Source organism: Leptolyngbya sp. FACHB-60, from assembly GCF_014695775.1.
Taxonomy (GTDB): Bacteria; Cyanobacteriota; Cyanobacteriia; order Phormidesmidales; family Phormidesmidaceae; genus Nodosilinea.
This window is the reverse complement of record NZ_JACJOX010000017.1, coordinates 89,542-113,540: the sequence shown is the minus strand read 5'-3', so window position 1 is coordinate 113,540 and position 23,999 is coordinate 89,542. Positions and strand designations below refer to the sequence as shown.

Genomic DNA, 23,999 nt, shown 5'->3' with positions numbered 1-23,999 from the left:
AAATTCAGGCTATCGGGTCAGGATATGGGGGCGAGTTGGGCGACAAAGGGGGCGATCGCCGCTGCTGTCTCTTGAGGCTTCTCCAGGTGAGGCACATGGCCGCAGTTGGGAATCCAGACCAGCTTACTGTTAGGAATCGCGTGCTCAAACCGCCGCGCGTCCTTCGTACCCAAAATCTTGTCCTGCTCTCCCCAGATCACCAGGGTTGGGGAAGTGATTTCAGTAATTTTGGTGGTTAAGAAGTTGTAGCCGCCGCTCTTGGTGAAGGCAATCAGAGCCTCCTGCCAACCGGGGCACTGGAGGTGCAGGGCGGCGCACAGTTCCGCATCGGCGGTGACAAAGGTTTTGTCGAAGTAGGCCTGACGGCTAATGCTGCGCCGCACCCTAGGGCTGCGCAAAAAGGCCGTGGCCCAGCTATCTAACGGCGGCACCATCAAATTGCCCATCGCTGGGCCGGCCGCAAAGCCCGCGGCATCGATCAGCACCAAGCCAGTTACGGCCTCGGGATAGGTTAGAGCAAAGTCGATGGCGGCCGCCCCGCCCATGGAAGCTCCCACCAGCACCACCGGGCGCTGAATCTGCTGCTGCCAAAAGCTGTGCAGGTGCAGCTTGATAGCCCCTGGCGAGAGATTAGGGATCAGAGTGCGATCGCTAAACCCAAACCCCAGCAGATCAACGGCCCAGGCTTGGGGGCTCAGCAGCGGCAGCAGCCGGCGAAACTCAAGCAGCGAGCTGTCAAACCCAGGAATCAGCAGCAGAGGCGGCGTACTGCCGCTAGCTGTTCCTGCCACGTAGGCCGTGGGAATAGCGACGTCAGCGGGCGGTGTGTTGATTGCCGCCACCTGTACTTGAGCCGCCATTGCGATCGAGGTGGGTTCACTTAGCCCCGCAGCGGCGGCGGGCAATACAGAGACAGCCATAGGTGAAGATAGTGCAAAACCTGCTGCCTATTCTCACGCATTCTTAGGCTCTGAGCCAGGCTAACCCCAAAGATTTGTTCTCACTGGTGCAGGTTGATCTGGTGAGACCCAATAGCAATGCCATATTCGCCGTAGACGTCCTGCCCTAGCAGGCCGTAGCTGCCGCCGATGGCGACTATCACCTGTTCGCGACGGAGGCCACCCAATTCCACGGCATCCACATAGCCAACGGGTAGGGTCACCACGCTGCCGTCAGCGATTCTGGCCTGGATTGCGCCCACAATGGTGACTCCCACTGCCTGGGCCATCTCGGCGGTAATTAAGGTGCCGGTAGCCCCGGTGTCAAACAGCATGGGGAAGGTCTGAGCGCCGCTGCTGCCCTGTAGGGTAACGGCCACAATGGGTGTGCCCCCCTGCCGCCCCTGAATCGGGATTTGGGCCGCCAACCCAGCCGGTAAAACCGTCTTGGGGGCCGGGGCAAGGGCCGCCGCTGGCACGATAGAACCCGTGGTCCGGTTCTGAGCCGCCGCCAAATGCTGCTTATACTCCTGGGCCTTGGTTTGGGCCTGAGCGTGGTTGGGGCTGCTGCTGGGCACCTGCTCCATCAGGCCGATCGCCTGCTGCCAGCGACTGGCGGCCAGCTGCCAATCATCCTTAGACTGGGCCGACTGACCAATGGCGACAGCGCTACTGGCCCGATTCACCGCCTCTCGAAAAGAATCTGGGGTCGGGGAAGGTGGCACCGGAGCCGACTCGGCGGCGATAGGTAAAACGAGTGGCTCAGGGGCGATCGCCGCCTCAGAGGCCTCGGTAGACACCTCGGCGGGATTAACCGGCAGCAATGTATTTACAGACAGGCCGCAGCCTACCAAACCCAAGCCCACAGTGGCCAGCATGAACCTACTTGCGATCGCCCCGGCACTTCCCATTGTTGCTCCACTGTTCCAATTGCTCAACCTAAATACCAGGATTCCCATCCTCTCGCTATCGGTGACATGTCCCGCGCAGGAGTAAGGTCAAGACCACGTTGAGCTAGCTACTAATTTGGGGAGAATTACCTGTCAATGAAATAGCGATCAAATGGCTGAAAGCCGTCCTTTAGCCTTAGGATAATAGCGATTCTTAGCGCTGAGCAAATCGCCATGGTTTTTCCTGATGCCCCTCCCGCAGTGCTTGTGTTGGCCGATGGCTCCGTGTTTCGGGGCTGGTCGTTTGGGGCACCGGGCACCGTCATGGGTGAGGTCGTTTTCAACACCGGCATGACGGGATATCAGGAAGTCATGACCGACCCTAGCTACTGTGGCCAGATCGTCACCTTTACCTATCCCGAGCTGGGCAATACCGGCGTCAACCCCGACGATGAGGAGTCGAGTCGGCCTCATATTAAGGGTGCGATCGCCCGCAACATCTGCGAAATTCCCAGCAACTGGCGCTCCACCCAGTCACTGCCCAACTACCTTAAAACCCACAAAATTCCCGGCATTTTTGGCATCGACACCCGTGCCCTCACTCGCAAGCTGCGCACGGCAGGGGCTATGAATGGGGCCATTTCTACTAGCGTGCTCGATCCCGAAGAGCTGCTGCGCCAGCTGCAAGACGCGCCCTCAATGGCTGGACTCAACCTGGTCGATCAGGTCACCACCGATCAAGTCTATGAGTGGACTGAGGTTACCGACGATGCCTGGGCCTTTGGCCCCACCGTTTCAACCCCAGGCGAAGGCGCTCCGCTGACCGTAGTTGCCGTTGACTTTGGCGTAAAGCGCAACATTCTGCGCCGCCTGGCTAGCTATGGCTGTCGGGTAATTGTGGTGCCCGCGAGCGCTACTGCAGAGCAAATTATGAGCTATCAGCCCGACGGCATTTTTCTGTCAAACGGCCCTGGCGACCCGGCGGCGGTAACCAAGGCCCCAGAGCTGGTGCAGGCGCTTTTAAACTACTCGCTCCCTACCTTCGGCATTTGCATGGGCCATCAGATCTTGGGACTCTCGCTGGGGGCCTCTACGTTTAAGCTACGGTTTGGCCATCGAGGGTTAAACCAACCCTGCGGTTTAGAACGCCAGGTGGAGATCACCAGTCAAAATCACGGCTTTGCCCTTGACGCGGCCTCAATTCCTGAAGACACGGTTGCGGTTACCCATCTCAACCTCAACGACCAGACCGTAGCAGGGCTAGCCCACAAGACTCTGCCCCTGTTCTCGGTGCAGTATCACCCTGAGGCCAGCCCTGGTCCCCACGATGCCGACTACCTCTTCGCTAAGTTCGTCGCCTCCATGCGCACCCATCGCCAGCAGCAGTTGCCTGTCTAACGGTGGACTCTGGCCACGCCAGTTGAGGGGTTTCTCGATCAGGTTGGCAAAATTTAGCTAAACCGCTATATGCTATCTGTCTACAGTGGGGCAGTAACCTTGGTTCAATCTGAATCAGGTTATGGGCTTTGCGGCCAATTGGTTGGGGTACGGTTTCACCCCTTGCGGTCAGCAGTATCCTGACTTATATTTAACGTCGAATTGGAGCACGAGGAGGTTTCCCATCGCTGAATCTCTAACCCTGACCGTAAGCTTACGAGGCACCCGCGATGTCAGGGGAACTTATCAACTTTTTCGCCTCACGGGCTTGTTAGACGCTTTCTCAGAACCTGCTTTTCGCAAGGTAATGACCAAGTACGTCGAAGCGGGGCCGAACAATATCATTTTGGATTTGGCAACTATTGACTTTGTCGATAGCTCCGGCCTTGGCGCCCTGGTACAGCTTGTGAAAAAAGCGACTACCGAAGGTGGCACCGTGCAGGTGGTGACCAACCCCCGCGTTACCCAAACGGTGAAGCTGGTGCGGCTAGAGAAGTTTCTGTCGCTTCAGCCCTCGGTGGAAGATGCGATCGCCCATCTCGAAAACCCGCCCAGTGAATAAACCCAGTCCTCTATTGGCCTAGCTAGAGGTAGCTGTGGCTGAACTGCCCTCCGAGATCTCTGTTGGCCTACAAGGGCTGCTCCAGTTCAGCGCCCATGGCTCTGCCATGGCTCTCACCCTAGAGCAGGTCAATGCTCTATCCCCCGTAGCCCTAGCCTATATCGGCGACGCGGTTTACGAGCTGTTTGTGCGGGGTAGTTATTTGCTGCCGCCCAAACGGATTCAGGCCTTTCATCAGCAGGTTGTCCACCAGGTGCGTGCTGAGCAACAGGCCTGGCAGGTGCAGCAGCTGCTACCGTTGCTTACTGCCGCCGAGCAAGACTTGCTGCGCCGGGGGCGCAATGCTTCGTCCCGTGGACCCCGGCGGGTTGATAGCCAAATTTATCAGCAGTCCACTGCGTTTGAGGCCCTGATTGGTTATCTGTATCTAACCGATCAGAGCCGCCTCGCGGAATTGCTCAGTGCCCTAGATCTGTCAGTTACACTCTCCAGCTCCCAGGCTTTCTGCGATAACCCGTCTACTTGAGAACGGCTTGATTTAAGGCTGTTGTTCCATCTGCCAGGCGGCGCGTACCAGGCGAATGTCTTCGTAGCTAAAGGTCGGGCCAAGGCGATCGCGCATTTCCGTCAGCGACCCATGCTCCTTTTCTGTCAGTACATCAATAATGGCCCGCTGGCGATCGGCGCTGACCAACTGATCAACATCCACCGTCTCACCCTGGCGAATCAGCTGTTCTAGATGACTGGCGACGGTGGTGGTTTTAAGACCACGCTGGGCGGCAACCTCCTCGATAGACAGTCCCTGGCGGTGAAGCTCCAACGTTTGGCGGTGGGTGTCGCCCACGGTTTGACGGCGTTCTCGGACCGGCCGCGCGCGCCCGCGCGCGGCTCCGGGGTCAGACTCTAGCCCGTAGTCGGCGCAAAACTGACGAATGGCATCGGTAAACACCTCGCCATATTGGGCCAGTTTGCGGCTGCCCACCCCCGAGACCTGGCCAAAGGCCTCCATAGTCTGGGGCCGAGTCTGGGCCATTTGCCGCAGGGCTGACTCTGGAAAGACGACGTAGGGGGGCACACTCTGCTGATCGGCTAGGCGCTTACGTAGGGCCTTGAGCACGGTTAAGAGCTGGGCTACCTCAGGGGCGTCTTCAAGCGCGGAGGCTTCGGCGGTGCCGGGAAAGAAGTCCTTCGGGACGGCCACCTCCACGGAAATTTGCTTGCGTAAGACCTGCCAACTGGCGGCATTGAGCTTGAGCACTGGGTAGCCGTCGGTGGTTTCATCAACCAAGCGCTGGTGGAGGAGCGATCGCCCCAATAACCGCCACTCGTCTACCGATCGATCCTTGCCAATACCGTGGGTTGAGAGCTGGTCATGGCGCAAATCCACAATTTTTTGCTTTTTTGAGCCGCGTAGCACGTCGATGATGTGGGCCATGCCAAACCGCTCCTGGCAGCGCGCCACACAGGAGAGAAACTTTTGCGCTTCAACAGTCCAGTCCTCTACCGGCGGTGGGTTGGTGCAGTTATCGCACTGGTAGCACAGTCCATCTAGGTGTTCGCCTAGGGTTTCGCCAAAATAGCTGAGCTGCACCCGGCGGCGACATACTGTGGTTTCGGCGTAGTCCACCATTTGTCTAAGCTGCTGGCGGGCGATGCGTTGCTCGGCTTCATCGGGCTTTTGGCTAATTAAATAGTCCGCCGTGGCTACGTCACCGTAGGCCAGATATAGAGTGCAGTGAGCCGGTTCGCCGTCGCGCCCCGCCCGCCCACTCTCTTGGTAATAGCCCTCAATGTTGCGGGGAATGTCGTAGTGGATAACAAACCGCACGTCGGGCTTGTTGATACCCATGCCAAAGGCCACCGTAGCCACCATCAAACGCACATCGTCGCGAATGAACCGAGTCTGGTTCTCCCGCCGCACATCGTCCGCTAGACCGGCATGGTAGGGCAGCACCGACTCCCCATCCTCCCTGAGTCGCTGGGCCAGTTCGTCGACCCGCTTGCGGCTAAGGCAGTAAATAATCCCAGACCCTTGGTGCTGCTTGACCTGCTGCCTTAACTCCTGATAACCGTCGCGGCTTTTGGGGCGCACCTCGTAAAACAGGTTGGGTCGGTTAAAGCTTGACACCTGCACCAGCGGGTCGCGTAGCCGCAGCTGCTGGGCAATATCGACCCGCACCCGCTCGGTGGCAGTGGCCGTCAGCCCCATCACTCCAATCTGGGGAAACTTCTCCCGCAGCACCGACATCTGCCGGTACTCGGGGCGAAAGTCATGCCCCCACTCCGACACGCAGTGGGCTTCATCAATGGCAAAGCCGCTCACCCCTACGGTCTGGAGCAGCTGCCCCAACAGCCCAAAAAAGCCCGGACTCATCAACCGCTCGGGCGACACGTACAGCAGCTTAATTTTGCCCGCCAGCAGGTCGGCTTCTCGCTGGCGAATGGTAGCGAAGTCGAGGGAACTGTTTAGGCAGGTGGCGGCTACACCATTGTCGGTCAGGCTATCGACCTGGTCCTGCATTAGGGCAATCAGCGGTGAGATTACCACCATCACCCCTATCTTGAGCAGGGCAGGCAGCTGGTAGCACAGCGACTTGCCGCCCCCAGTAGGCATGATTACCAGGGCGTCCTGGTTCTTGAGCACCGCCTCAATTACCGGGCGCTGCCCTGGGCGAAATTGGTCGTAGCCAAAATGATGTTTTAGGGCTGTTTCCAACGAAGGAAACGGCGCTGTGGGTGATGCAACCCCAACCATAGCCAACGCTCAGAGAATGATCTTCGTGCGTTCAAGTGTACTCTTTATAGGAGGATGAGATGGCCCTAGTAGGCCCGAATTAATCAGGATGACTTAACTTGGGCATAGCTAGCATAAGCCTCCTTGTAGCGGCCCAGCCGATGTAAGGCGACACCTTGGTATAGCCACCCCTGGGGATGATCGGGGGCGATCGCCAAAATTCGCTCAGCTACTTCTAAAGCCTGCTGAGGCTGCCCCAAATGAATTAAGCACACCGCTTGATAAACCAGAGCCGTCACCTGGTCAGGAGCAAGAATGGCAGCCTCTTCGAAGCACCGCAGGGCGCGATCGTAGGCCCCAGCGTCGGCCAGCCTTTCTCCCTCTCCATACCACTGCTGAAAGACGCCATCCTGGGGTGAAGATGGCGGTACTACTTGGGAGCTTAGGGCAGAAGACATACCCTGGGCGACAGTAGATTTCATAGCTAGTGGAGCCATCGATACAGAACAAACACAGCATTCCCTACTATCGGCGACACAGCTCAATTGTAAGGATTGACGTTCAGCTATAACAGAGAGGGCTGCGAGAACTTTTGTCCGGCAAATCGCTTCAGTCTGGTCGCTTCAACGAGCATATCGACCTGCCTAGGAGAATTCTCTGGCTGTCGTATAAATTTACGTCTCTGTTCAAGGGGCTATTCTCTCGTTAGGGTAGCTGTACTGCCCTTGCCAATACCCGTCTATATCTAACTTCAGGGCCACAGACATGCCCAGCTGGTTAGGCAGCAGCAGTGAAGGAATATTCTCCTATGTAAAGTAATGTTACAAGAATGACGTCATGACAGCATGCTGGCTTGACAGCCTAGGGCGGCCCGCTTAAGGTGACTACATACCCGGGTCACACCTATTTAGAAAAGCGCTATGGAAGAGCAGAAAGCCACTAAGGTCACGTTGTATTTACCTCCCGACCTGCACCGTCAGTTAAAAATTCGCTCTGCTGTCGAGGGCGAGGCGATGTCTTCCATTGCTCAGCGCGCCATTGATTTTTATCTGACTCACAGTGACATAGTTGCTGAGAGCTTGGAGTCTTCCTTTGGACAGACCCACCGTATCTACAGTTGCCCGACTTGTATGTCCCCTGTGGTGCTACGTGAGGGTGAGCTGGTTGAGATTGCCAGCGTAGGCACGTCTCAGGGTAGCAGCTCTCTAGGCAATGCCATTGTGCCTGAGGTGGTTGCCAATCCCGGTTCCCGTGAGGAAGGAGAGCTGGTTGTTTGCTAGGTACAGATTTGGCTGCTCTGGTTGTAGTTAGCTAGACAGCAGTTTCACTGCCCCACACGCCTGAGAAGGGATATGGTCATGCGAGAGGATTTGAATGTACTGGTACAAGCCCAATATCCTCTGATCTATTTGGTCACCTTTGAGGAAGAGCGGGCTGAGCAAACTATCGCCGCGGTAGCGCGTCACCTTGCCAGGGATCCTGAGATAAAGGCTCCCATGCGGGTCTACACCTGGACGATGACCCGAGGTATGGTCGAGGTCGGTGCCCAGGGCACTGGTACCCAGAACAACAATACGGTTTCCCCTGAGGCGGCGGTAGAGTGGGTGATTCGGCAGCGAGAGCCTGGTATCTTCATTTTCAAAGATCTGCACCCCTTTAAAGATTCTCCAGCGGTAACTCGCTGTCTGCGTGACTCCATTGTGGCGCTCAAGGGCACTCGCAAGACTATTGTGCTGATGTCGCCGGTACAAGAAATTCCCATTGAGCTTGAGAAAGAGGTTGTCCTGCTCGACTTCCCACTGCCCGACATGGCGGAACTCGACGAAGTGCTCTCCACGGAGATGAACCGCGCCCGTGGCAACAGCATCTCTACCGAAGAGCGCGAGAAGCTGTTGAAGGCTGCATTGGGCCTTACCCGCGACGAAGCTGAGAAAGTCTACCGCAAGGCTCGGGTGATGGCTAAGCGCCTCACCGCCGAAGAGGTTGATATCGTTCTCTCTGAGAAGAAGCAGCTGATTCGCCGCAACGGCATTCTCGAGTTCATGGATGTGGACGAGACCCTAAACTCTGTAGGTGGCCTCGAAGAACTCAAGCACTGGTTACAGCAGCGCTCCGATGCCTTCACCGAGCGGGCGCGGGAGTATGGCCTACCCCAGCCTAAGGGCATGCTCATTTTGGGGGTGCCGGGTTGTGGCAAGTCGCTGATAGCTAAAACCACCTCTCGGCTGTGGGGCCTACCTCTGCTGCGCCTAGACTTAGGCCGAGTGTATGACGGCTCTACGGTGGGCCGCTCTGAGGCAAACCTGCGCAACGCTCTGCGCACCGCTGAATCAATTTCTCCTGCCATTTTGTTTATCGATGAAATTGATAAAGCCTTTGGTGGAGCAGGCGGCTCCTCCGACTCCGACGGGGGGACCTCAAGCCGAATCTTTGGTACCTTCCTAACCTGGATGCAGGAGAAAACCTCCCCAGTGTTTGTGATGGCCACGGCCAACCGGGTTGAGAAGTTGCCCAGTGAGTTTCTGCGTAAGGGCCGGTTCGATGAAATTTTCTTTGTTGACTTGCCCAACGCCGAAGAACGCAAGGACATTTTTCAAATCCATCTGCAAAAGCGCCGTCGCGACATTGAGCGCTTTGATCTTGACCAGCTGACTAAGGTCTGCGATGGGTTTTCTGGAGCTGAAATCGAGCAGGGGCTGATTTCGGCCATGTACGAAGCATTTGCCCAAGGACGTGAGTTCACTCAGCTCGACATTATTGCGGCCATTCGCGCTACGATGCCGCTGTCGAAGACGATGAGTGAGCAGGTGACTGCCCTGCGGGATTGGGCCCGCCAGCGGGCGCGTCCGGCGGCAGCCTCCGTCGCTGAGTATCAGCGGATGGAGTTCTAAAGGCTTTCCTCCCGGCGGTATCCGGGGGAAGGGCTAGCGTTTGCTAGCAGTTTGGTATCCAGATAGCCTGTGGCTAACTGGTTTTGTCTCTCTCAAACCTCGTTGTCTCTCTCATTTTCCCTACAGGAGGAAACACCATGTCTCACTTCAGCACCCTTCGCACCAAAGTGACCGATGCTGAGATTCTCAAGCAGTCGCTGTCTGACTTGGGTATTGCCACTAAGACCGAAGCTGATGTACGCGGTTACAACGGCCAGCGTGTGCGCGCCGACCTTGTTGCCGTTCTGGATGGTGAGTACGATCTGGGTTGGTCTCGTAATGCCGATGGCTCCTTTGATCTGATCGCTGACCTCTGGGGTGTGGCCAAAAAGCACAACCAGACTGAGTTGATCAACTCCATCAACCAAAAGTACGCGGTCAATAAGACCCTGGCTGAGGTTAAGCGTCCTGGCCTGCAGAACGCCAACGTCAAGCTGGTGCTTCAATAAGTCTGCATCGCGTTCCCGAAGTGGGCTGGTCAGCACAAGCTGACCAGCCCATTTTTTGTATCTAGGGTCGGTAGTGTTCTGCTACCGGGCCAGATTACACTAGCGGAGTGATCAGATCTTTGCACTGGGCGATCGCCCCTGTCTATCTCTAATCTCCCCAGCATTGGGATTCTGTGGTCTAGCCTGGTATGCCGCCCATCCGCCCCGCCGATCTATTGGCCCTGCATCAGCTATTAATTGCCTGTGGTGACTATGCCAGTCAGCAGCCTAAACATTCGTTCCAAGTGTTTGAAAAAGGCGTGGACGACTATGTTACGACGGTAGATCAGCTGTTGGATCAAAAATTGCTGGCGGGGATGCAGGCGATCTTTCCAGACGACAGCATTATTACTGAAGAAAATCGCGCCACGGTGCAGCAGTTTCGTCAGGGCTATGGTCAGGGGCTGTCTTCTAATAGCGATCGCACCCTGTGGTTTGTAGATCCCATCGACGGCACCGACGACTTTATTCAAGGTGGGAATCACTATGCGGTGATGGTAGGGCAAGTTGTGAACGGCACTCCCCAAGCGGGCTGGATTTATGCACCAGTTGCGCGGCATTTGGTGTGGGGTGGTCCAGGGTGGGGTCTGTTTGAGCAGACGGGCAGTGGCGCACCTCAGCCCCTAACGCCCCAAGAGCCTGTTTTTGACCCAACCAATGCTTGGTCTATGGTTATCGGCGACAAGGATGAGCGTCGGTTTGGCGCTGCGATCGCCCGCCGCTTTCCCACCGTTCAGTTTCTCTCTTTGGGCAGCTTTGGTCTGAAGGTGCTGGCGGTAATTACTGGTCGGGCGGGCCTATATATCTACCTCAACGGTCGCGTCAAGCTGTGGGATACTACTGGCCCCCTGGCACTGGCTGAGGCAGCGGGTTTGGTCTGCTGCGACCTGTCCGGGCAGCCAATTCGATTCACAGAGCCCGATGTGGCTCCTCAGACCCTGGCTCACTATCAGCCTATTGTGGTGGGTTGGCCCAGCTATGTAGAGGCACTGCGATCGCCCCTGAGTGACATTGCCAGTGCGATCGGGCTGCCGAGGTAGGGTCGCTATTTCGGTCGATTTAAAATTCTGGGTACCATGAACAGGTAGAGGCCGATTGTGGTCTTGCCTAGCTAGTCCTGAGCCGTCACCCTTTAATCATGCCCTTTATGCAAGCCGATACGCTGAGCGAACAATACCCTCTGTTTCAAGCGGCGAGCCCCGAAACTGTAGAGTGGTTGTTGTCTGTTGCTACTCACCATGACTATCCGGCCAACCGAGCTGTAGTTATGGAAGATGCCTGGGGCAATGCCGTTTACTTTATAGAATCTGGCTGGGTTAAGGTTCGCCGCCATGCTGAAGATAGCTCCATTACGCTGGCGGTGCTGGGCCAAGGCGACTTCTTTGGGGAGATGGCCATCTTAGACGAGTCACCCCGCTCCACCGATGTGGTTGCTCTGACCGCTGTTAAGCTGATGAGCATTTCAGCGCAGCGATTTCTTCAAACCCTGTTTAAAGACCCCCAGCTACACCATCGGCTGCTGCAAATTATGGTGCAGCGGTTACGCCAGACCAACTTGCGCTTCCAGCTACGTCATCAGCCCCCTGCGGTTAAACTGGCCACTACCCTAACGGCGATCCAGGAGGCCTACGGTGAACCGGTAGATGACGGTGTTGACCTGTTCAACGTTCCTCGCAAAGACCTCGCCGACTTGGCCGATATTACCCCTGACGAAGCCGACAAAATTATGGCCAAGCTAGTTGAAAAAGGCTGGATTGTTGAAGATCCTGCTCGCTCGGTGCTGTGCATCAAGAACACTCGCCAGCTAGCCCATTTAGCCCGGCGGCTATGATAAGCCGCCCCTCATCTACCTGAATTTGTAGAGATTGCTAAAGTTAGCCAGCCTCTCTAAATCTCCGTGGTAGGTTGTCATCATCAGCTGCCCGACGTAGTTCACTACCCCGGAGATTGCTTATGCCTATTCAACCTCCCCTGCCTCCATCTATCACCCCTAGCCAGATGACTCTACTACGCATTGCGTCGACCATGGCTTGGAGCGACGGCCACCTAGCCGACGAAGAAGTGGGTGTCATGCTCGATCAGTTCAGCCGTTTGTTTGCCAGCGATGCTAAGCAGCAGGCTGCGCTGCACGACGAGCTGCGCGACTACTTAATGCAAAACCTGCCCCTCGAAGAACTGGTGCCCAAGCTTACTCGCCCTGCTGAGCGAGAACTAGTGCTCAAATTGGGTCGCCAGGTGATTAGCGCTAGCGCCCGTACCCCCGGTGAAGAGCTGATCAACCAACAGGAAGCAGATGCCTACAACCGTCTGGTGTCGTTGCTTGACCTGCCCGAGGAGGTTGTACAGCGCATCGAGCAAGACAGCAGTTCATTGGATATAGACCACGACAGCCTCATTGATCAGCTTGCTGCCGAGTTAAAGAGCTTTGTTCAAGGAGCCTAGGCTAGCTGAACTAAGGTGCACTGAGGTCTAGCATCCGTTGAATTGGCTTCAGTGCTTGGCGCTGTAGCTCTAGGTCTAAAACGATCTCCGGCTGGCGATGCTTCATCGCGAGGTAAAGCTTTTCTAAGGTGTTAAGGCGCATGTGTGGGCATTCGTTGCAGGCGCAGGCCGCTGTGGGCGGTGCCGGAATAAATACCTTGCCTGGGGCCTGTTTCTCCATCTGGTGAATGATGCCTGGTTCTGTCACCACTATGAACTCAGCCTTAGGACTTTGCTGGGCATACTTTAGCAAGGCCGTTGTTGACCCAACAAAATGAGCATGGCGCAGCACCGCCGCTTCGCACTCGGGGTGGGCAATCACCTCAGCCTGGGGGTGATTCATTTGAAGCTGTACTAGCTTTTTTTCGGAAAACGTTTCGTGCACCATGCAGCTACCCTGCCACAGCACCATGTCACGACCAGTCTGCTGCATCACGTAGCGGCCCAGATTTTGGTCGGGGGCAAAAATAATCTTTTGCTCAGGCGGCAACTGCTGGACAATGCTAACCGCATTGGAGCTGGTGCAAATAATGTCGCTCATGGCCTTAATGGCGGCCGTACAGTTGATGTATGAAATCACCAAGTGATCGGGGTGTGCGGCCTTGAATGCTGCGAAGGCGTCGGGGGGGCAGCTGTCAGCCAAAGAGCAGCCGGCGTTGAGGTCGGGCAGCAAGACTTGCTTGTCGGGGTTTAAAATCTTGGCAGTTTCGGCCATGAAGTGCACCCCTGCAAACACAATTACATCGGCACTAGTATCGGCTGCCTGGCGCGATAACCCCAAAGAATCACCAATGTAGTCGGCTACGTCTTGAATATCAGACTCTTGGTAGTAATGGGCCAAAACAACGGCATTTAGCTCTCGTTTGAGATCGTTAATGGCGTTGACCAGATCGTCGGTCGAAGGTGCGGCAACGGGCGAGAGGGTTGTAAACACAGGGTCAGCAGGGCAGCATAAAGGGATTTCTGAATTATAGTCTAATTCACCAAAACTAGCCACGGCTGGTTGGGCCATCCGTTTTAGCTACGGTGCGGTTGACAAAGTTCTATTTGCTCAACATTCAGGGACCTAAGGCGATCGCCATCAAGCTCCCAGCCTCGTTCGAAGCTCCTGCTCGGTTGCCTGTGTCGAATCAGATAGCGAAAGGTTTTTGCACTTAGCTGATCACGATATCGCCCAATCTCGGCGAAGCGGGAATTGGCCAAAATCCTATAGTTCCCCAGGCGTGCTCTGGTTCTGCTCAGCTAATTCAAACCGATCTGAGCTTTCTTAAATCAGGGAGGATGAGGCCAGGGATGCGCTAATCCGAGGGCTATGGCCGTTAGACTCAGCGGAAACACGCTCAACATTGAAGCGATAGCCTACATTGCGCACGGTTTGGATGATGTTGGGCTGCCTTGGGTCAACTTCAATTTTCTTGCGTAGGGAGAGAATGTGGGTGTCAACGGTTCTAGGATTGTCGATCGCATCGGGCCAAGCACGGCGCAGCAAATCGGTACGGCTCAGAGGTGACCCGGCCGCTTGGGTTAGCACGTACAGCAGGCTAAACTCCTGGGGTGTTAGATCGATATAGTCGCCTCGAAAGTTGACGCGCCGCTGCACTAGGTCAATGTTCAAGTCGCCATAGGTGAGCAACGCTGGCGCACTCATCAGCCGCACGCGCCGGGTTAGCGCCTCGACCCGGGCCAAGAACTCCTGCATGCCGAAGGGCTTAGTCATGTAGTCGTCCGCTCCGGCCCGTAGTCCGGCCACAATATCGGTTTCTGTGTTGCAGGCTGAGAGAATCATGATCAGGGGTTGCCCCTGGCTGTGCAGCCACTTACACAGCTCCACACCATCCCCATCGGGAAGCTGCGAGTCTAAGATCACTAAGTCTGGCTGTCGGCTCTGAAAAAGGTCGCGAGTGCGAACAACATCTGCCGACTGAAAAACCCTGTAGCCAGCTTGCTGAAGATGCCAGCCCAAGAGCGATCGCAAATGGGGGTTGCCCTCAATAATCTGTACCGATACAGCGCCCACTGGGTTTCGTTATAAACGGCAAATTTTATTCGCTAAACATAGCAAAGGCCCCAGGGGGTTTTTGTAGCTAGAGTTACCCAACTCTGAGCTGAGGTCTGCAGGTGCGATCGGGGGCTAATCGTACAAAACGTTATCAAGAGCTGAATGACTGGTAAATTTTGGAGCAATTATTTGCATAACTTAATCATAGTTTTGCTTTTGCAAGGTGAAGGCTTTGGCATGCCTTTAGACAGACTAAAAAAAACGGAAGATTGAAATAAGTCAAAGTTTCTAAAATGGCATGAAAACCTTAGTCTATGGTTGAAAAAAGCGACTATAGGTGGGTTAAACACTGTTTTTGCTCTAGGTAATATGGAAGGCAATTGCGTCGTTTTCAGCTATGACCTCAATCCGCGACTATATCCTCGTGCTCGACCCAGAGTGTGATCACCATGACGACGCTCATCCCCTAGAGCCTGACCTGCAATACCCTATATTTGTGGCCAGCTCTCCCGAGCAAGCGGTTACCCGTGTCAGCCAGGGGGCACCCTGCCTGGTGATTTTAGTCGGCAATAATTTTCAAGATTGGTCACCGCCGTTGGTCAATCACCTGCGACAGCAAGGGCGGGCTCCCGATATGACTATCGTGGCTCTAACGGACTCGGCTAGCCCACAATGGGACTACAGCGAAAATACTCCGGGACTAGATGGGTTGCTGGTGCAACCACTCAGTATGGACATTTTGCGATCGCTAGTTGAGTCTGCCTTTGCCCGCACGACCTGCCAGTAAATTGAGTGGCTATACCTCAGTCCACGCCTCTACCTTTGCCTATGCATCAGCATTCCCTGGACCAACTGGGTATGCTGAAATTAGGTCAAGAGAGAGCCTCAATGCTGCCAAAGGTTTTGCCCGAAAATCGAGTTCAGGTATTTAAGTTTTGGTTTAATGGCGCCCTTCAGGACGGCACTCATCACTATAACGAACTGTACTACCGGGCCTTAACGGTCGAAGCCGGCAAGCGTACAAGGCTGTATCATTTAGCCTGTAAATTTTCAGAGCAGCGAGCTGGAGCACTGGTGTCTGTAGACGAGGATCAGTGCAGCCTGTGGATTAGCTTACGCAGCCAGAGGATGGCTGCGCAATTGCTTCAGCAGCGAGTGGCAGGTCTGCCTCGCCCTCACCTCTAAGAATTTTGGTTCTCCTACCCCAGGTCTGTTGTAGACCAAGCCAGCATGCCTTGATCGATCACCCCCTTGACGATGAACGTGTCAGCGTCAAACAGAGCAATATTGGCCTGGTAGCCTGGAGACAACATCCCCAGATAGCGATCGGCTCCAATGGCGCGGGCTGGGTATAGGGTTGCCATCCGCAGGGCTTCTGCCAGGGGAATGCCCACGTGGCCCACGCAGTTCTCTATGGCAGCTATTAATGTTAGCGCAGCCCCCCCAAGGGTGCCGTCGGCAGAGACGCACTTGCCGTCTCGATAAAACACTTCCTGGCCGCCGATGATAAAGGATTTTAGCGTGGTGCCTACCGGGGGTGTGGCATCGGTGACGAGCACCAGATGGTCTTGCTTTACCCGATGCGCTAGGCCAACAGAACTGTAGTGAACATGGTGGCCATCCGCAATGACGCCGGCATAGACATCAGCTTCGCTCAACACCGCCCCCACCAGCCCAGGACTACGCCCCTGCCATCCAGACATAGCGTTAAACAGGTGCGTGACCATGCCAACTCCGGCCTCAAAGCCAACTAGTGCTTCCTCAAAGCTAGCCTCGGAGTGCCCGGCAGAGACCAAAATGCCGGCTGCCGCCAGCTGCCGAATGTATTCTGAAGAGACCACTTCGGGGGCTAGGGTGACCAGCTTGACCACCTCTGGCCCAGCCTTGACTATGCGATCGATCATGGCCCTGTCGGCAGAGCGAATAAAGGCTTGACTGTGAATTCCTCCTCGCTTGGCGTTGAGATAGGGGCCTTCTAAATGGAGCCCCAGTACGTGATACGGCTGCTGCTGACGGTACTTGGCTACCAGAGCCATGGCGTCGTCCATATCCTGGTCGGAGGTTGTAATTAATGTGGGCAAAAAACTCGTGGTGCCGCTCTGGAGGTTGGTGCGGTGCATGGTTTCAAGGGTGTCGGCGGTGATGGCGTCATTAAACATCACGCCGCCGCAACCATTTAGCTGTAGATCAATAAAGCCGGGGGCCACTGCCCAACCCTGACCGTCAATACGGGGCAAGTCTGACGGCAGTTGACCCTCAGGAATAAGGTCTAAAATACGGCTGCCGTCTATAACCAGCGCGTGGTTTTGCAGCACTCCACGGCCGGTGTAGAGAGTACAGTGGTTGAGGGCATAGCGAGGGTAAATGGCTTCCGTGGCGGGCCTCAAACTACCGGCGCTAGGCTTAGTCGTAGACCTAGAGGACATGGCAATGCTTCGCCCTTTTCATGTGGCGTTTCCAGTGTACGACTTGAATAGCACGCGTCACTTCTATGAAACCGTGCTGGGCTGCTCGGTGGGGCGCACGTCGTCAACCTGGGTTGACTTTAATCTGTTTGGTCACCAGATTACGGCACATCGGGCTGAGCCTCAATCCATCGTGTCGACTAATGCTGTGGATGGTCACAACGTACCGGTCAGTCATTGGGGAGTCATTCTCACCCCGGCTGAATGGCATGCTTTGGCCGATCGCCTGCGCCAGGCCCAGGTAGAGTTTTTAATTGAGCCCTACCAGCGGTTTGTGGGCGAGGTTGGAGAGCAGTTCACGCTGTTTATTCTTGACCCCAGCGGTAATGCCCTCGAATTTAAGGCCTTTGCCCAGGATGACAGCATTTTTGCCCCAGCGGAGGTGCCGTAAAACGGAGAATATTGCAGCTAGTCGGTGCCAAAATCTAGCGCTCCCAGGGTTGCCCTCGATAGATGCCCTCAACTTTCTCGTCGGGCAGCGGTGGCGGGTTCTCGGACTGGCTAGCGCGATAGCGAATGCCTCGGTAAATAAGTTCCTCGCCTTCAGGCTCTTGGGCTGAGGAACTGTCTGTGTTGCTTACATCGGCTTGCTTGGGCTGGGACAAAGCCGAATTTTTCTGAGTATCAACATCGGTTGGTACTATGGCACTGCCAACCTCAATGACTGACTCACTGGCCCAAATCTGCCGCTGTAATCCATAAAGGGCGGCTAAGAGCCCAAACAGCAGCAGCTGCCAAGGAGCCTCTACTAACCCCACGACCACTAGGGCGATCGCCGAGACAATACCGACTGCGGTTGCCAATAGCATAATGAAGGTCATAGATTTCCCTTCTGCACAAGGTTGAACCCGTTGCGTGATCCTTACAGTACTGGAAGTAATTGAGCTTGTCACCTGACCTAAGTTAAGTCTGTCGTGTAAAAAACAAGACCTCGTAACTTCTGTTACGAGGTCTCAACGCTATTAAAGCTATACCCCCAGGGGATTCGAAACCGCTCACCCTTTGCCCAAAAAGCTTGCTATACAAGGGTTTTAGCTTTTGCTTTTGAGGGCGTGACTAGATCTTAGCCTAAATACTGCTAGTGATACCCTTGCGGATAAGCCAAAATTCAATCAGGTAAACAGAGATGAAAAACAAGCCTAAGCGTAAATTTCCGCCCCTCTACTACCCTTACAAAAGCTGGAAACAGGCCGGCATTGGCTATTGTTTGGGATTTGTGGGGCTCTCTCTGTTTCATTGGATAAGACTGCTGATCAATCGATGATTTTTGGGAGACTTTATGACCGTAGTAAACCTAGGCACCCAGGTGCCCCTGAGCGTAAACAGTTTGGCAAAAACCCTCGCTTGGGCTGGCGGGGCTTATTACAGTCTCTACAGGTTCCTGCCCTATCAGGAGTCAGAGAACTCTGCCAACGTACCCGTTGTCACGATGCAAGACGGGTTGGCAGCTAACAAGACCGAGAGGGTAATCATTAGGGTTTCTCTAGAGATGACCCCTGACTGGCGAACTAGCGACCAACCCTTTTGGGTAAACGTCGTTGAACCATCGGCTGTAGCTCTGCCCCCTGCTTACCTCCGAGTATGACGACTGTGCCTTTGGGCGAGAACCCCTACCTCTATCAAGGCGGGGCCACCGTCCCCTTACGCCAGCAAAAAACAGGGGCGTATGCCGCCAATTCCTTTGGCAACCGGGTCTTCTACACGCCTGAGGACCGTCTACCAAATAGCACCCTAGCGCCGGGTCTAGCCCCAACCCCAGGGGCGATCGCCCGCCAAAACCTAACTGGTGCTGGGTTAGCTGCTGGTGCGATCGGCGGTGCTCTACAAGCCCAAGCAGTCTACAGCCAAGGTGGTGGGCTATTTGAAGGGCTAGGAGTAGGAGTCGGTACGATTGCGGGGGGCATTGGCGGCCAGGTTGCCGGGGCCGCTGCTGGTGCTGCGGTTGGCGGTGCTGTTGGCTCTGCTGTGCCTGTCGTGGGAACCGTGGTAGGGGCAGGTGCCGGGACTGTTATAGGAGCGGTCGGCGGTGGCCTGGCTGGCGGTGCCGTTGGTGGCTCTGTCGGCGGTGGCATTGGTCGCGCCATTGACGATTTCTTTTGGCCAGACCCAGCAAAGCCAGATATCGGCATTCCTACTCAACCAGGGGCTGCTCAACCGATACGAAATTTGGAGGATTACCCAGGGCAGTTTGCTGCTCTAGCTGCCGAAGCTGGAGCGATAGTTATGCCCGGCACCCCGCCACCCTTCAAGGGCGGCCAGTCTCCCGTTGCTTATAGAGTTAGCTGGACGCGAAGTTATGGCACCCCTAATCAAACAGTTGACATAATGGGGCCGTTACGTCTCAGTAGAGCACTGCAAGGCTCTGACTCAAGCACTGGGTGCGGCGAAGGCGTCAGCTTTAACCGCTACACCATGATCGGGTCAAATCGCAGCGAAAATTTAGCCTCTGGTTGTGGCGAAACAGCAACCAATATTAGGGTTGAGAGAGTTGACGGACTAGCGGACACAGGCGGAGATCCTTCGGGCGGTATTGACCCGATCCGAGCCCCTAACGCGGCGCGAGTTCCTAGCCGACCTCTGCGAACGCCCTATTATCCGGCTGGCTCTGGCACTCCATCAGCCCCGCCGGTCGATCTCCCTTGGCCAGAGTTTACGCCTGCCCCCATTGCCGACACGGTTCCCTTTGGGGATAGCTCTCCGTTTAAAGAGCCCGCCGACACGCCAGAGTTTACACCTACCCCCGATCCCCTCAAACCGCTAGAGCCAGAGGCCACCCCAACCCCAACGACGCCCCAGGCCCCGTTAGATCCGCTCAACCCAACCGGCCCCAGCAAACCGCTAGAGCCAGAGAAAAAAGAAAGCGGGCGTGGTTTCCCTGGCTTTATCCCTAGCGTCATTCCCGTTAAGCCGATAAACCCGCCTGATTTCAAAGATCCTGAAATTCCGGTAACAATTCGGGGAGGCTCTAAGCAGCCTGCCATCACCCCAACAGGCAGCCCTAATCAGCTCATCAACCCCACCGACGCCCCTACTACCAACCCCAACACAAAGGCCGAAATAACGCCGGTTGAGCAACCCGCCCGCATTGAAGAGGGCAAATGCTGCATTCCCCCGGCAAATCCCGACATCATTAAGCGCTTAGAGCAAATCAAATCAGGCATAGGCGTCGATGGCCTGCCGGCATCGGTGCCAGACCAGATCGCCAAGCAAAACCCTACCCAATTACAGATTGGCTCGCTCGCAGAGCTTCACCTGTGGCAAGTTCAGCAGCTCGATGGTGTCATGGGCAGGTGGCCGCAACAGATCCCCATCCCCACCCCGGCGGGGCCGGTAAACGTGGGTATGCCCAACATGGCCGAAGCCGTGGCGGAAATGGTCGGCATGATGGTCTCGCAGCAGGTCACCGCCGCTCAAATCCTCAACACCAGCAGCCGCACCCTGGTCCAGGCCGGCAGCGCGACCCAGCAGGCGCACCTAGCTAACATCACCTCCCAGGCTAACGCCGACTTCTTGGGCTATGAAAGCCGCGCCAATGCCGTTGATATGCCCCTGGCCTACACTCCAGGAGCCGATCCCTTTGATGGGTTCCTGAACGAATCTACCGCCAAAGTTCGAGGGTTCCAGAACACAGACAAAACCGACATCAAAGCGATTCTGGCCGAGCTGCTGCAAGCCGCTGCGATCATTCGCGCTGTCTATTGGAGGAAGTTGGACACCAAAGGCGACCTCAAAAAACAAATTGGCGAAAATGTTCGTGGGCAGGGCGATTTCATCGATAAAGCCGCCGCTGGCGACGGCAACGATAGCGACTGGGAAGCCTACCTAAAACAGGTGGCTGAAGGGTTCAGAGGTGCCACTGGCGACGCCACCCCCTACAACCGCCCACCCGGCGAGGGGCCACAGATCAAAGACCGCAGCCCGAAAAAGGACGGCAAATAATGGGTTTTACGCTCACTTCAAACCAGCTATTTAGTCGGGGAATTAGCACTCAGATCGGCAGAGCCACGGGAAAGGCGGGCAACCTACTAGACCGCATTGTGCAGGCGGGCAAAAAGATCGCTAACGTGGTGACCTTTGGCAATTTGAAAGGGTTTTTAATCGGGGCCGCTCTGGCCCAAATCCCTTCGCTGATTTTCTCCCTATCCAACCTCTGGTCAATGTTCACCAGCGCGGCGATCGAGCTGTACTACTTTGATTGGAACATCCCCGATGATCGGTTAGACCAGCAGGCTAAGGCCCGCTGGTCTGCCTACGGCGGCATTCTAGGGGGCACCGCTGGCAACGCTCTAGGGTATTTTGCCTGTGGTATTGTCCCCGCCACATCGCTGTTCGCCTTTGATGAGCGCCTGGCCAGCTATGTGCTACGGGAAGTGAGCACAGAGGCTTTTGAAGAACTAACCGCTCAGCTCTCCAACGTGCTGCGAATGTCATTTCGCAACCTAGGCCGCCAAACCGCTGGGTGGCTCTATAAAGGGGCTCGCCGCTGGCTCAAAGACCCTAAAAACCCCATCGGTGGCCTGTTGTTTGGCGCGAATGCCGATAACGTACGAAAAACCTGGGGCGAAAAAAACGCCCCCAGCTGGTCTTTCGCCTCAGCCGTAGATGAGAAAGTCGAAAAAATCCCCAGCCAATTCTGGCAAAACTTCACCGAAGAGCTGATCGAAGAGGCGATCGACGCCTGCATAGAAGCCGGGTATGTGGTCTCGAACTCGATCGAGGGTTACTACGCCCAGCAAAAGCTGGCTCAGACCCTCACCAATGAGCGCCAGCGGGTAGTAGAGGTGCAACCCAACCGGCAGAATGATGCTGAGAAATTCGTTTTGGCCGGGCCAGAGAGCGAGCTCAGAGGCCAGCTCACCACCATTCTCACTACCCACCAGATGGTGGAGGATCGCGATATTGGGCAGGTAGTCGGCCAGCCCCTAGACGACTATGTGCGGCCTCGCCCATTCAACGGCATTAGGCTTCAGTTTCAGATGAAAAGTCTTAATAGCCCACCCTATCAACGCGTTGGCAATCAGCGCCTGGTGTCGGTGCAGGTGCAGATCAGCGACGTGAGCCGGGCCAAAATAGATTGGGAAAAGCTGATCTTTGCCTGTGGGGGCCGCAATGGTTACCTATGGGGCCGATTTAGGGCTCATGCCATCCTCGACAACGGGCACCCCCTCACGGTCTATGGGGGCACAGCTAAAGAGGCCGAAGACCGCTTAATGGCATTCCTCACCCTAACTACCGCCGAAATTACGACCATTAGCGTTACTGAGGAAAAGAAACAGGCCGAGCGACTGAAAAACCCCAAGCTCTACAAAGAAACCACCCGCATCTATCCGGCCTACGTGACCATCATTAACCGTGAGCGAACCCTAGCTAAAGACTTAGGCCGCCGCAGTCGGGACGGCAACTATATCGACAAACGCAGCCGGATCGACCTGTGGCGACAAACCAAGCCCGCCAACTTTGACGAAGTGGTTAGAGAGCTTCTGCGTCGGAGCGATTCAACAGCTCCTGTCTCAAGTCCATAAGCTCGTCATATACTTTCTCAACCGAGAGCCCTGTCTCTCTAGAAAGTCGTTGCAGGAGGTCTATCCTTGGCCGGTATTGATACGGCTCACCGTTGCGGCGTTTCCGCTTTCTAATAACTCGCTGGCTCTTGTGATGGAGCAAATAATACATACGTAAATTCACTGAATTTTTAACCCCCTAAATCATGGGTAACTTATTCGGAATCCCAAAGCATTTTTACCCCTTGTACAGAGCCTACAACCCAGTAGGCAGGGGGACTTGACGACCTGAATATTGCGGGTACACTTCGATTATCACCTAAGGTTTTTACCTTCTATGGCTACTGTTTTACCTGGCACTGGCGGGACTATCAAATCAACAACCGCTGAGGGACAGGCCCATGAAATTCTAACTTTTATCGGGATAAGGCAGCAGTCTTTAAGCACTAACCCAGGGGAAGTTACAAACGTAAGTGGACAGCACGACCAGCAAGCTCTGATCTTCTCTGGAACCTATGAATTTACGGTAGCCCAGACGATTAGTAACACTGGCGGCCTGACCCTGGAAGCGACCCCCTATCTAGTGGGCACTGGTTTTCAGGTCGGCACTGGCGGCACGTTTAAGGGCAATAGCCCCGAAAAATACGCCTTAGAAGTGCTGATGTATCTACAAAGCCTGGAACTACAACCAGCAAAGAACCCACAAAACCGCAATTTCATCACCGGCACCTTTAACAGCGATACAGGCCGCTACCAGGGCAGTTTTTCTATCCCGGTAATTTTGGGCATTGACGCAGTTTCAGGCGTGGTGAATTACGGTGCCAACCCTTACCTCCTATAGGAGCATCACTAAATGTCAGATTTCACCCGTGGGCAAGTCCGCGACACGCTTACCTTTGTTCGCGTTAACGCCCGCTTTATGTACGGCTGGAAAACCGTTGACTTAGCAGCTCGAACCGGCATCAGCGCTGCTGATATTAAGGGCCAGCTGGGCCACATGACCCCCGCCGAAGCCCTGGCAGGCGCTAACCGCTTAATGGTGACCGGAGCGAACAGCCCCAAACCCGCTCGCGTGGTCAAGCGCGATCGCACCGCACCGATTTCTCAGCCAGGCAGCACCTCCACCTATATTGCCTTCGACAAACTAGCGGCGGCTACCACTGCTGGCTGGACGCTGGCCAAAGGGGCTCGTGGTGTGCGACTGACGGCAAGCGTTGACGGTCGGCGCTCAATGACGGCGGTAGCTGAGCTTAGTAATGGTTTGCTCTACGCCTTCCCTCTTAACCGTGTCGATTTTGAGCGAGCAGGGGCCGCATTGGGGCTACAGGCCGCAGCCCAAATCACCACCCTCATAGAACGGCAATCGCTGGTTACCGGCAGCCGCTCCAAACCGGGCAGAGCCTCGATCGAAGATGGTGGCGGCGTCTTTTCTACCTTCTACAGCACCGATGCCCAAGACGCGGTAGTCGCGGCTGGCTACAACCTTGAGACCGAAGAGTTTATTGAATTCGCGGCGGCTGGTGGCGCGGTCTAATGTCTAAACTGATCCTCCCTGGGACGCTTGAATACAACCT

The 23,999-nt window shown here is 55.5% G+C and carries 25 protein-coding genes; 17 read left to right on the top strand and 8 right to left on the bottom strand.

Going from position 1 to position 23,999, the window contains the following annotated elements; all coding sequences use genetic code 11:
• Nucleotides 1-17: 17 nt before the first annotated feature.
• Both H6F57_RS05350 and H6F57_RS05345 read right to left on the bottom strand, forming a co-directional pair.
• Nucleotides 18-920, bottom strand: a complete 903-nt coding sequence (locus H6F57_RS05350) for an alpha/beta hydrolase (RefSeq protein ID WP_190627873.1) — start codon at nt 918-920, stop codon at nt 18-20.
• Nucleotides 921-1,000: 80 nt separating this feature from the next.
• On the bottom strand, nt 1,001-1,849 hold the full coding sequence (locus H6F57_RS05345) for a retropepsin-like aspartic protease (protein ID WP_199289742.1): 849 nt from the start codon (nt 1,847-1,849) through the stop codon (nt 1,001-1,003).
• A gap of 213 nt (nt 1,850-2,062) precedes the next feature.
• On the opposite strand from H6F57_RS05345, the gene carA reads away from it, so the two are divergent.
• From carA to H6F57_RS05330, 3 genes are all read left to right on the top strand, one after another.
• Nucleotides 2,063-3,226, top strand: a complete 1,164-nt coding sequence (gene carA, locus H6F57_RS05340) for a glutamine-hydrolyzing carbamoyl-phosphate synthase small subunit (protein ID WP_190627881.1) — start codon at nt 2,063-2,065, stop codon at nt 3,224-3,226.
• A gap of 223 nt (nt 3,227-3,449) precedes the next feature.
• Complete coding sequence (locus H6F57_RS27905) at nt 3,450-3,827, top strand: STAS domain-containing protein (RefSeq protein ID WP_073606624.1); 378 nt, start codon at nt 3,450-3,452, stop codon at nt 3,825-3,827.
• A gap of 34 nt (nt 3,828-3,861) precedes the next feature.
• On the top strand, nt 3,862-4,353 hold the full coding sequence (locus H6F57_RS05330) for a ribonuclease III domain-containing protein (RefSeq protein ID WP_313933602.1): 492 nt from the start codon (nt 3,862-3,864) through the stop codon (nt 4,351-4,353).
• Between the two features lie 12 nt (nt 4,354-4,365).
• Here the strand turns inward: H6F57_RS05330 and recQ are convergent, their stop codons facing one another.
• Both recQ and H6F57_RS05320 read right to left on the bottom strand, forming a co-directional pair.
• Nucleotides 4,366-6,582 carry a DNA helicase RecQ gene (gene recQ / locus H6F57_RS05325; protein ID WP_190627885.1) on the bottom strand — a complete coding sequence of 739 codons (2,217 nt, stop codon included), beginning with the start codon at nt 6,580-6,582 and terminating at the stop codon, nt 4,366-4,368.
• A gap of 83 nt (nt 6,583-6,665) precedes the next feature.
• On the bottom strand, nt 6,666-7,043 hold the full coding sequence (locus tag H6F57_RS05320; RefSeq protein WP_190627887.1) for a tetratricopeptide repeat protein: 378 nt from the start codon (nt 7,041-7,043) through the stop codon (nt 6,666-6,668).
• 438 nt (nt 7,044-7,481) lie between these two features.
• On the opposite strand from H6F57_RS05320, the gene H6F57_RS05315 reads away from it, so the two are divergent.
• The 6 genes from H6F57_RS05315 (at nt 7,482) to H6F57_RS05290 (ending at nt 12,421) form a co-directional block, all read left to right on the top strand.
• Complete coding sequence (locus tag H6F57_RS05315) at nt 7,482-7,841, top strand: hypothetical protein (protein WP_190627889.1); 360 nt, start codon at nt 7,482-7,484, stop codon at nt 7,839-7,841.
• Nucleotides 7,842-7,919: 78 nt separating this feature from the next.
• Nucleotides 7,920-9,452: an AAA family ATPase gene (locus H6F57_RS05310; RefSeq protein WP_190627891.1), complete on the top strand. Its 1,533-nt coding sequence runs from the start codon at nt 7,920-7,922 to the stop codon at nt 9,450-9,452.
• A gap of 137 nt (nt 9,453-9,589) precedes the next feature.
• Complete coding sequence (locus H6F57_RS05305; protein WP_073606628.1) at nt 9,590-9,940, top strand: DUF1257 domain-containing protein; 351 nt, start codon at nt 9,590-9,592, stop codon at nt 9,938-9,940.
• A gap of 188 nt (nt 9,941-10,128) precedes the next feature.
• Complete coding sequence (locus tag H6F57_RS05300; RefSeq protein ID WP_199289743.1) at nt 10,129-11,019, top strand: inositol monophosphatase family protein; 891 nt, start codon at nt 10,129-10,131, stop codon at nt 11,017-11,019.
• A 107-nt stretch (nt 11,020-11,126) separates the two neighbouring features.
• Nucleotides 11,127-11,810: a Crp/Fnr family transcriptional regulator gene (locus tag H6F57_RS05295; protein WP_190628114.1), complete on the top strand. Its 684-nt coding sequence runs from the start codon at nt 11,127-11,129 to the stop codon at nt 11,808-11,810.
• Nucleotides 11,811-11,932: 122 nt separating this feature from the next.
• A complete protein-coding gene (locus tag H6F57_RS05290) occupies nt 11,933-12,421 on the top strand; it encodes a TerB family tellurite resistance protein (RefSeq protein WP_190627893.1) in 489 nt (162 codons plus the stop codon).
• A gap of 10 nt (nt 12,422-12,431) precedes the next feature.
• On the opposite strand, the gene nadA is transcribed toward H6F57_RS05290, so the two are convergent.
• Together nadA and H6F57_RS05280 are read right to left on the bottom strand one after the other, a co-directional pair.
• On the bottom strand, nt 12,432-13,394 hold the full coding sequence (nadA, locus tag H6F57_RS05285) for a quinolinate synthase NadA (RefSeq protein WP_190627895.1): 963 nt from the start codon (nt 13,392-13,394) through the stop codon (nt 12,432-12,434).
• A 333-nt stretch (nt 13,395-13,727) separates the two neighbouring features.
• Nucleotides 13,728-14,477, bottom strand: coding sequence for a response regulator (locus H6F57_RS05280; protein ID WP_190627897.1), 750 nt, complete (start codon nt 14,475-14,477; stop codon nt 13,728-13,730).
• A gap of 379 nt (nt 14,478-14,856) precedes the next feature.
• On the opposite strand from H6F57_RS05280, the gene H6F57_RS05275 reads away from it, so the two are divergent.
• Nucleotides 14,857-15,246 carry a hypothetical protein gene (locus H6F57_RS05275; protein WP_190627899.1) on the top strand — a complete coding sequence of 130 codons (390 nt, stop codon included), beginning with the start codon at nt 14,857-14,859 and terminating at the stop codon, nt 15,244-15,246.
• A 101-nt stretch (nt 15,247-15,347) separates the two neighbouring features.
• Nucleotides 15,348-15,644 (top strand): hypothetical protein, encoded by a 297-nt coding sequence (locus H6F57_RS05270; protein WP_190627901.1) that lies wholly within the window; start codon nt 15,348-15,350, stop codon nt 15,642-15,644.
• Nucleotides 15,645-15,658: 14 nt separating this feature from the next.
• Here H6F57_RS05270 and nagA read toward each other — a convergent pair whose 3' ends face one another.
• A complete protein-coding gene (gene nagA / locus H6F57_RS05265; protein ID WP_190627903.1) occupies nt 15,659-16,885 on the bottom strand; it encodes an N-acetylglucosamine-6-phosphate deacetylase in 1,227 nt (408 codons plus the stop codon).
• On the opposite strand from nagA, the gene H6F57_RS05260 reads away from it, so the two are divergent.
• Nucleotides 16,884-17,315: a VOC family protein gene (locus H6F57_RS05260; protein WP_190627905.1), complete on the top strand. Its 432-nt coding sequence runs from the start codon at nt 16,884-16,886 to the stop codon at nt 17,313-17,315. The two genes, nagA and H6F57_RS05260, sit on opposite strands and share 2 nt — an antisense overlap.
• Before the next feature lie 34 nt (nt 17,316-17,349).
• On the opposite strand, the gene H6F57_RS05255 is transcribed toward H6F57_RS05260, so the two are convergent.
• Nucleotides 17,350-17,745, bottom strand: coding sequence for a DUF4278 domain-containing protein (locus tag H6F57_RS05255; protein ID WP_190627907.1), 396 nt, complete (start codon nt 17,743-17,745; stop codon nt 17,350-17,352).
• Between the two features lie 458 nt (nt 17,746-18,203).
• On the opposite strand from H6F57_RS05255, the gene H6F57_RS05250 reads away from it, so the two are divergent.
• From H6F57_RS05250 to H6F57_RS05230, 5 genes are all read left to right on the top strand, one after another.
• Nucleotides 18,204-18,509, top strand: coding sequence for a hypothetical protein (locus H6F57_RS05250; protein WP_190627909.1), 306 nt, complete (start codon nt 18,204-18,206; stop codon nt 18,507-18,509).
• Complete coding sequence (locus H6F57_RS05245; RefSeq protein ID WP_190627911.1) at nt 18,506-20,863, top strand: hypothetical protein; 2,358 nt, start codon at nt 18,506-18,508, stop codon at nt 20,861-20,863. The genes H6F57_RS05250 and H6F57_RS05245 overlap by 4 nt, the downstream gene beginning before the upstream one ends.
• Complete coding sequence (locus tag H6F57_RS05240; RefSeq protein ID WP_190627912.1) at nt 20,863-22,446, top strand: hypothetical protein; 1,584 nt, start codon at nt 20,863-20,865, stop codon at nt 22,444-22,446. Before H6F57_RS05245 ends, H6F57_RS05240 begins: the two co-directional genes overlap by 1 nt.
• Before the next feature lie 316 nt (nt 22,447-22,762).
• Nucleotides 22,763-23,266: a hypothetical protein gene (locus H6F57_RS05235; protein ID WP_190627914.1), complete on the top strand. Its 504-nt coding sequence runs from the start codon at nt 22,763-22,765 to the stop codon at nt 23,264-23,266.
• A 12-nt stretch (nt 23,267-23,278) separates the two neighbouring features.
• Nucleotides 23,279-23,959, top strand: a complete 681-nt coding sequence (locus H6F57_RS05230) for a hypothetical protein (protein WP_190627916.1) — start codon at nt 23,279-23,281, stop codon at nt 23,957-23,959.
• Nucleotides 23,960-23,999: the final 40 nt, after the last annotated feature.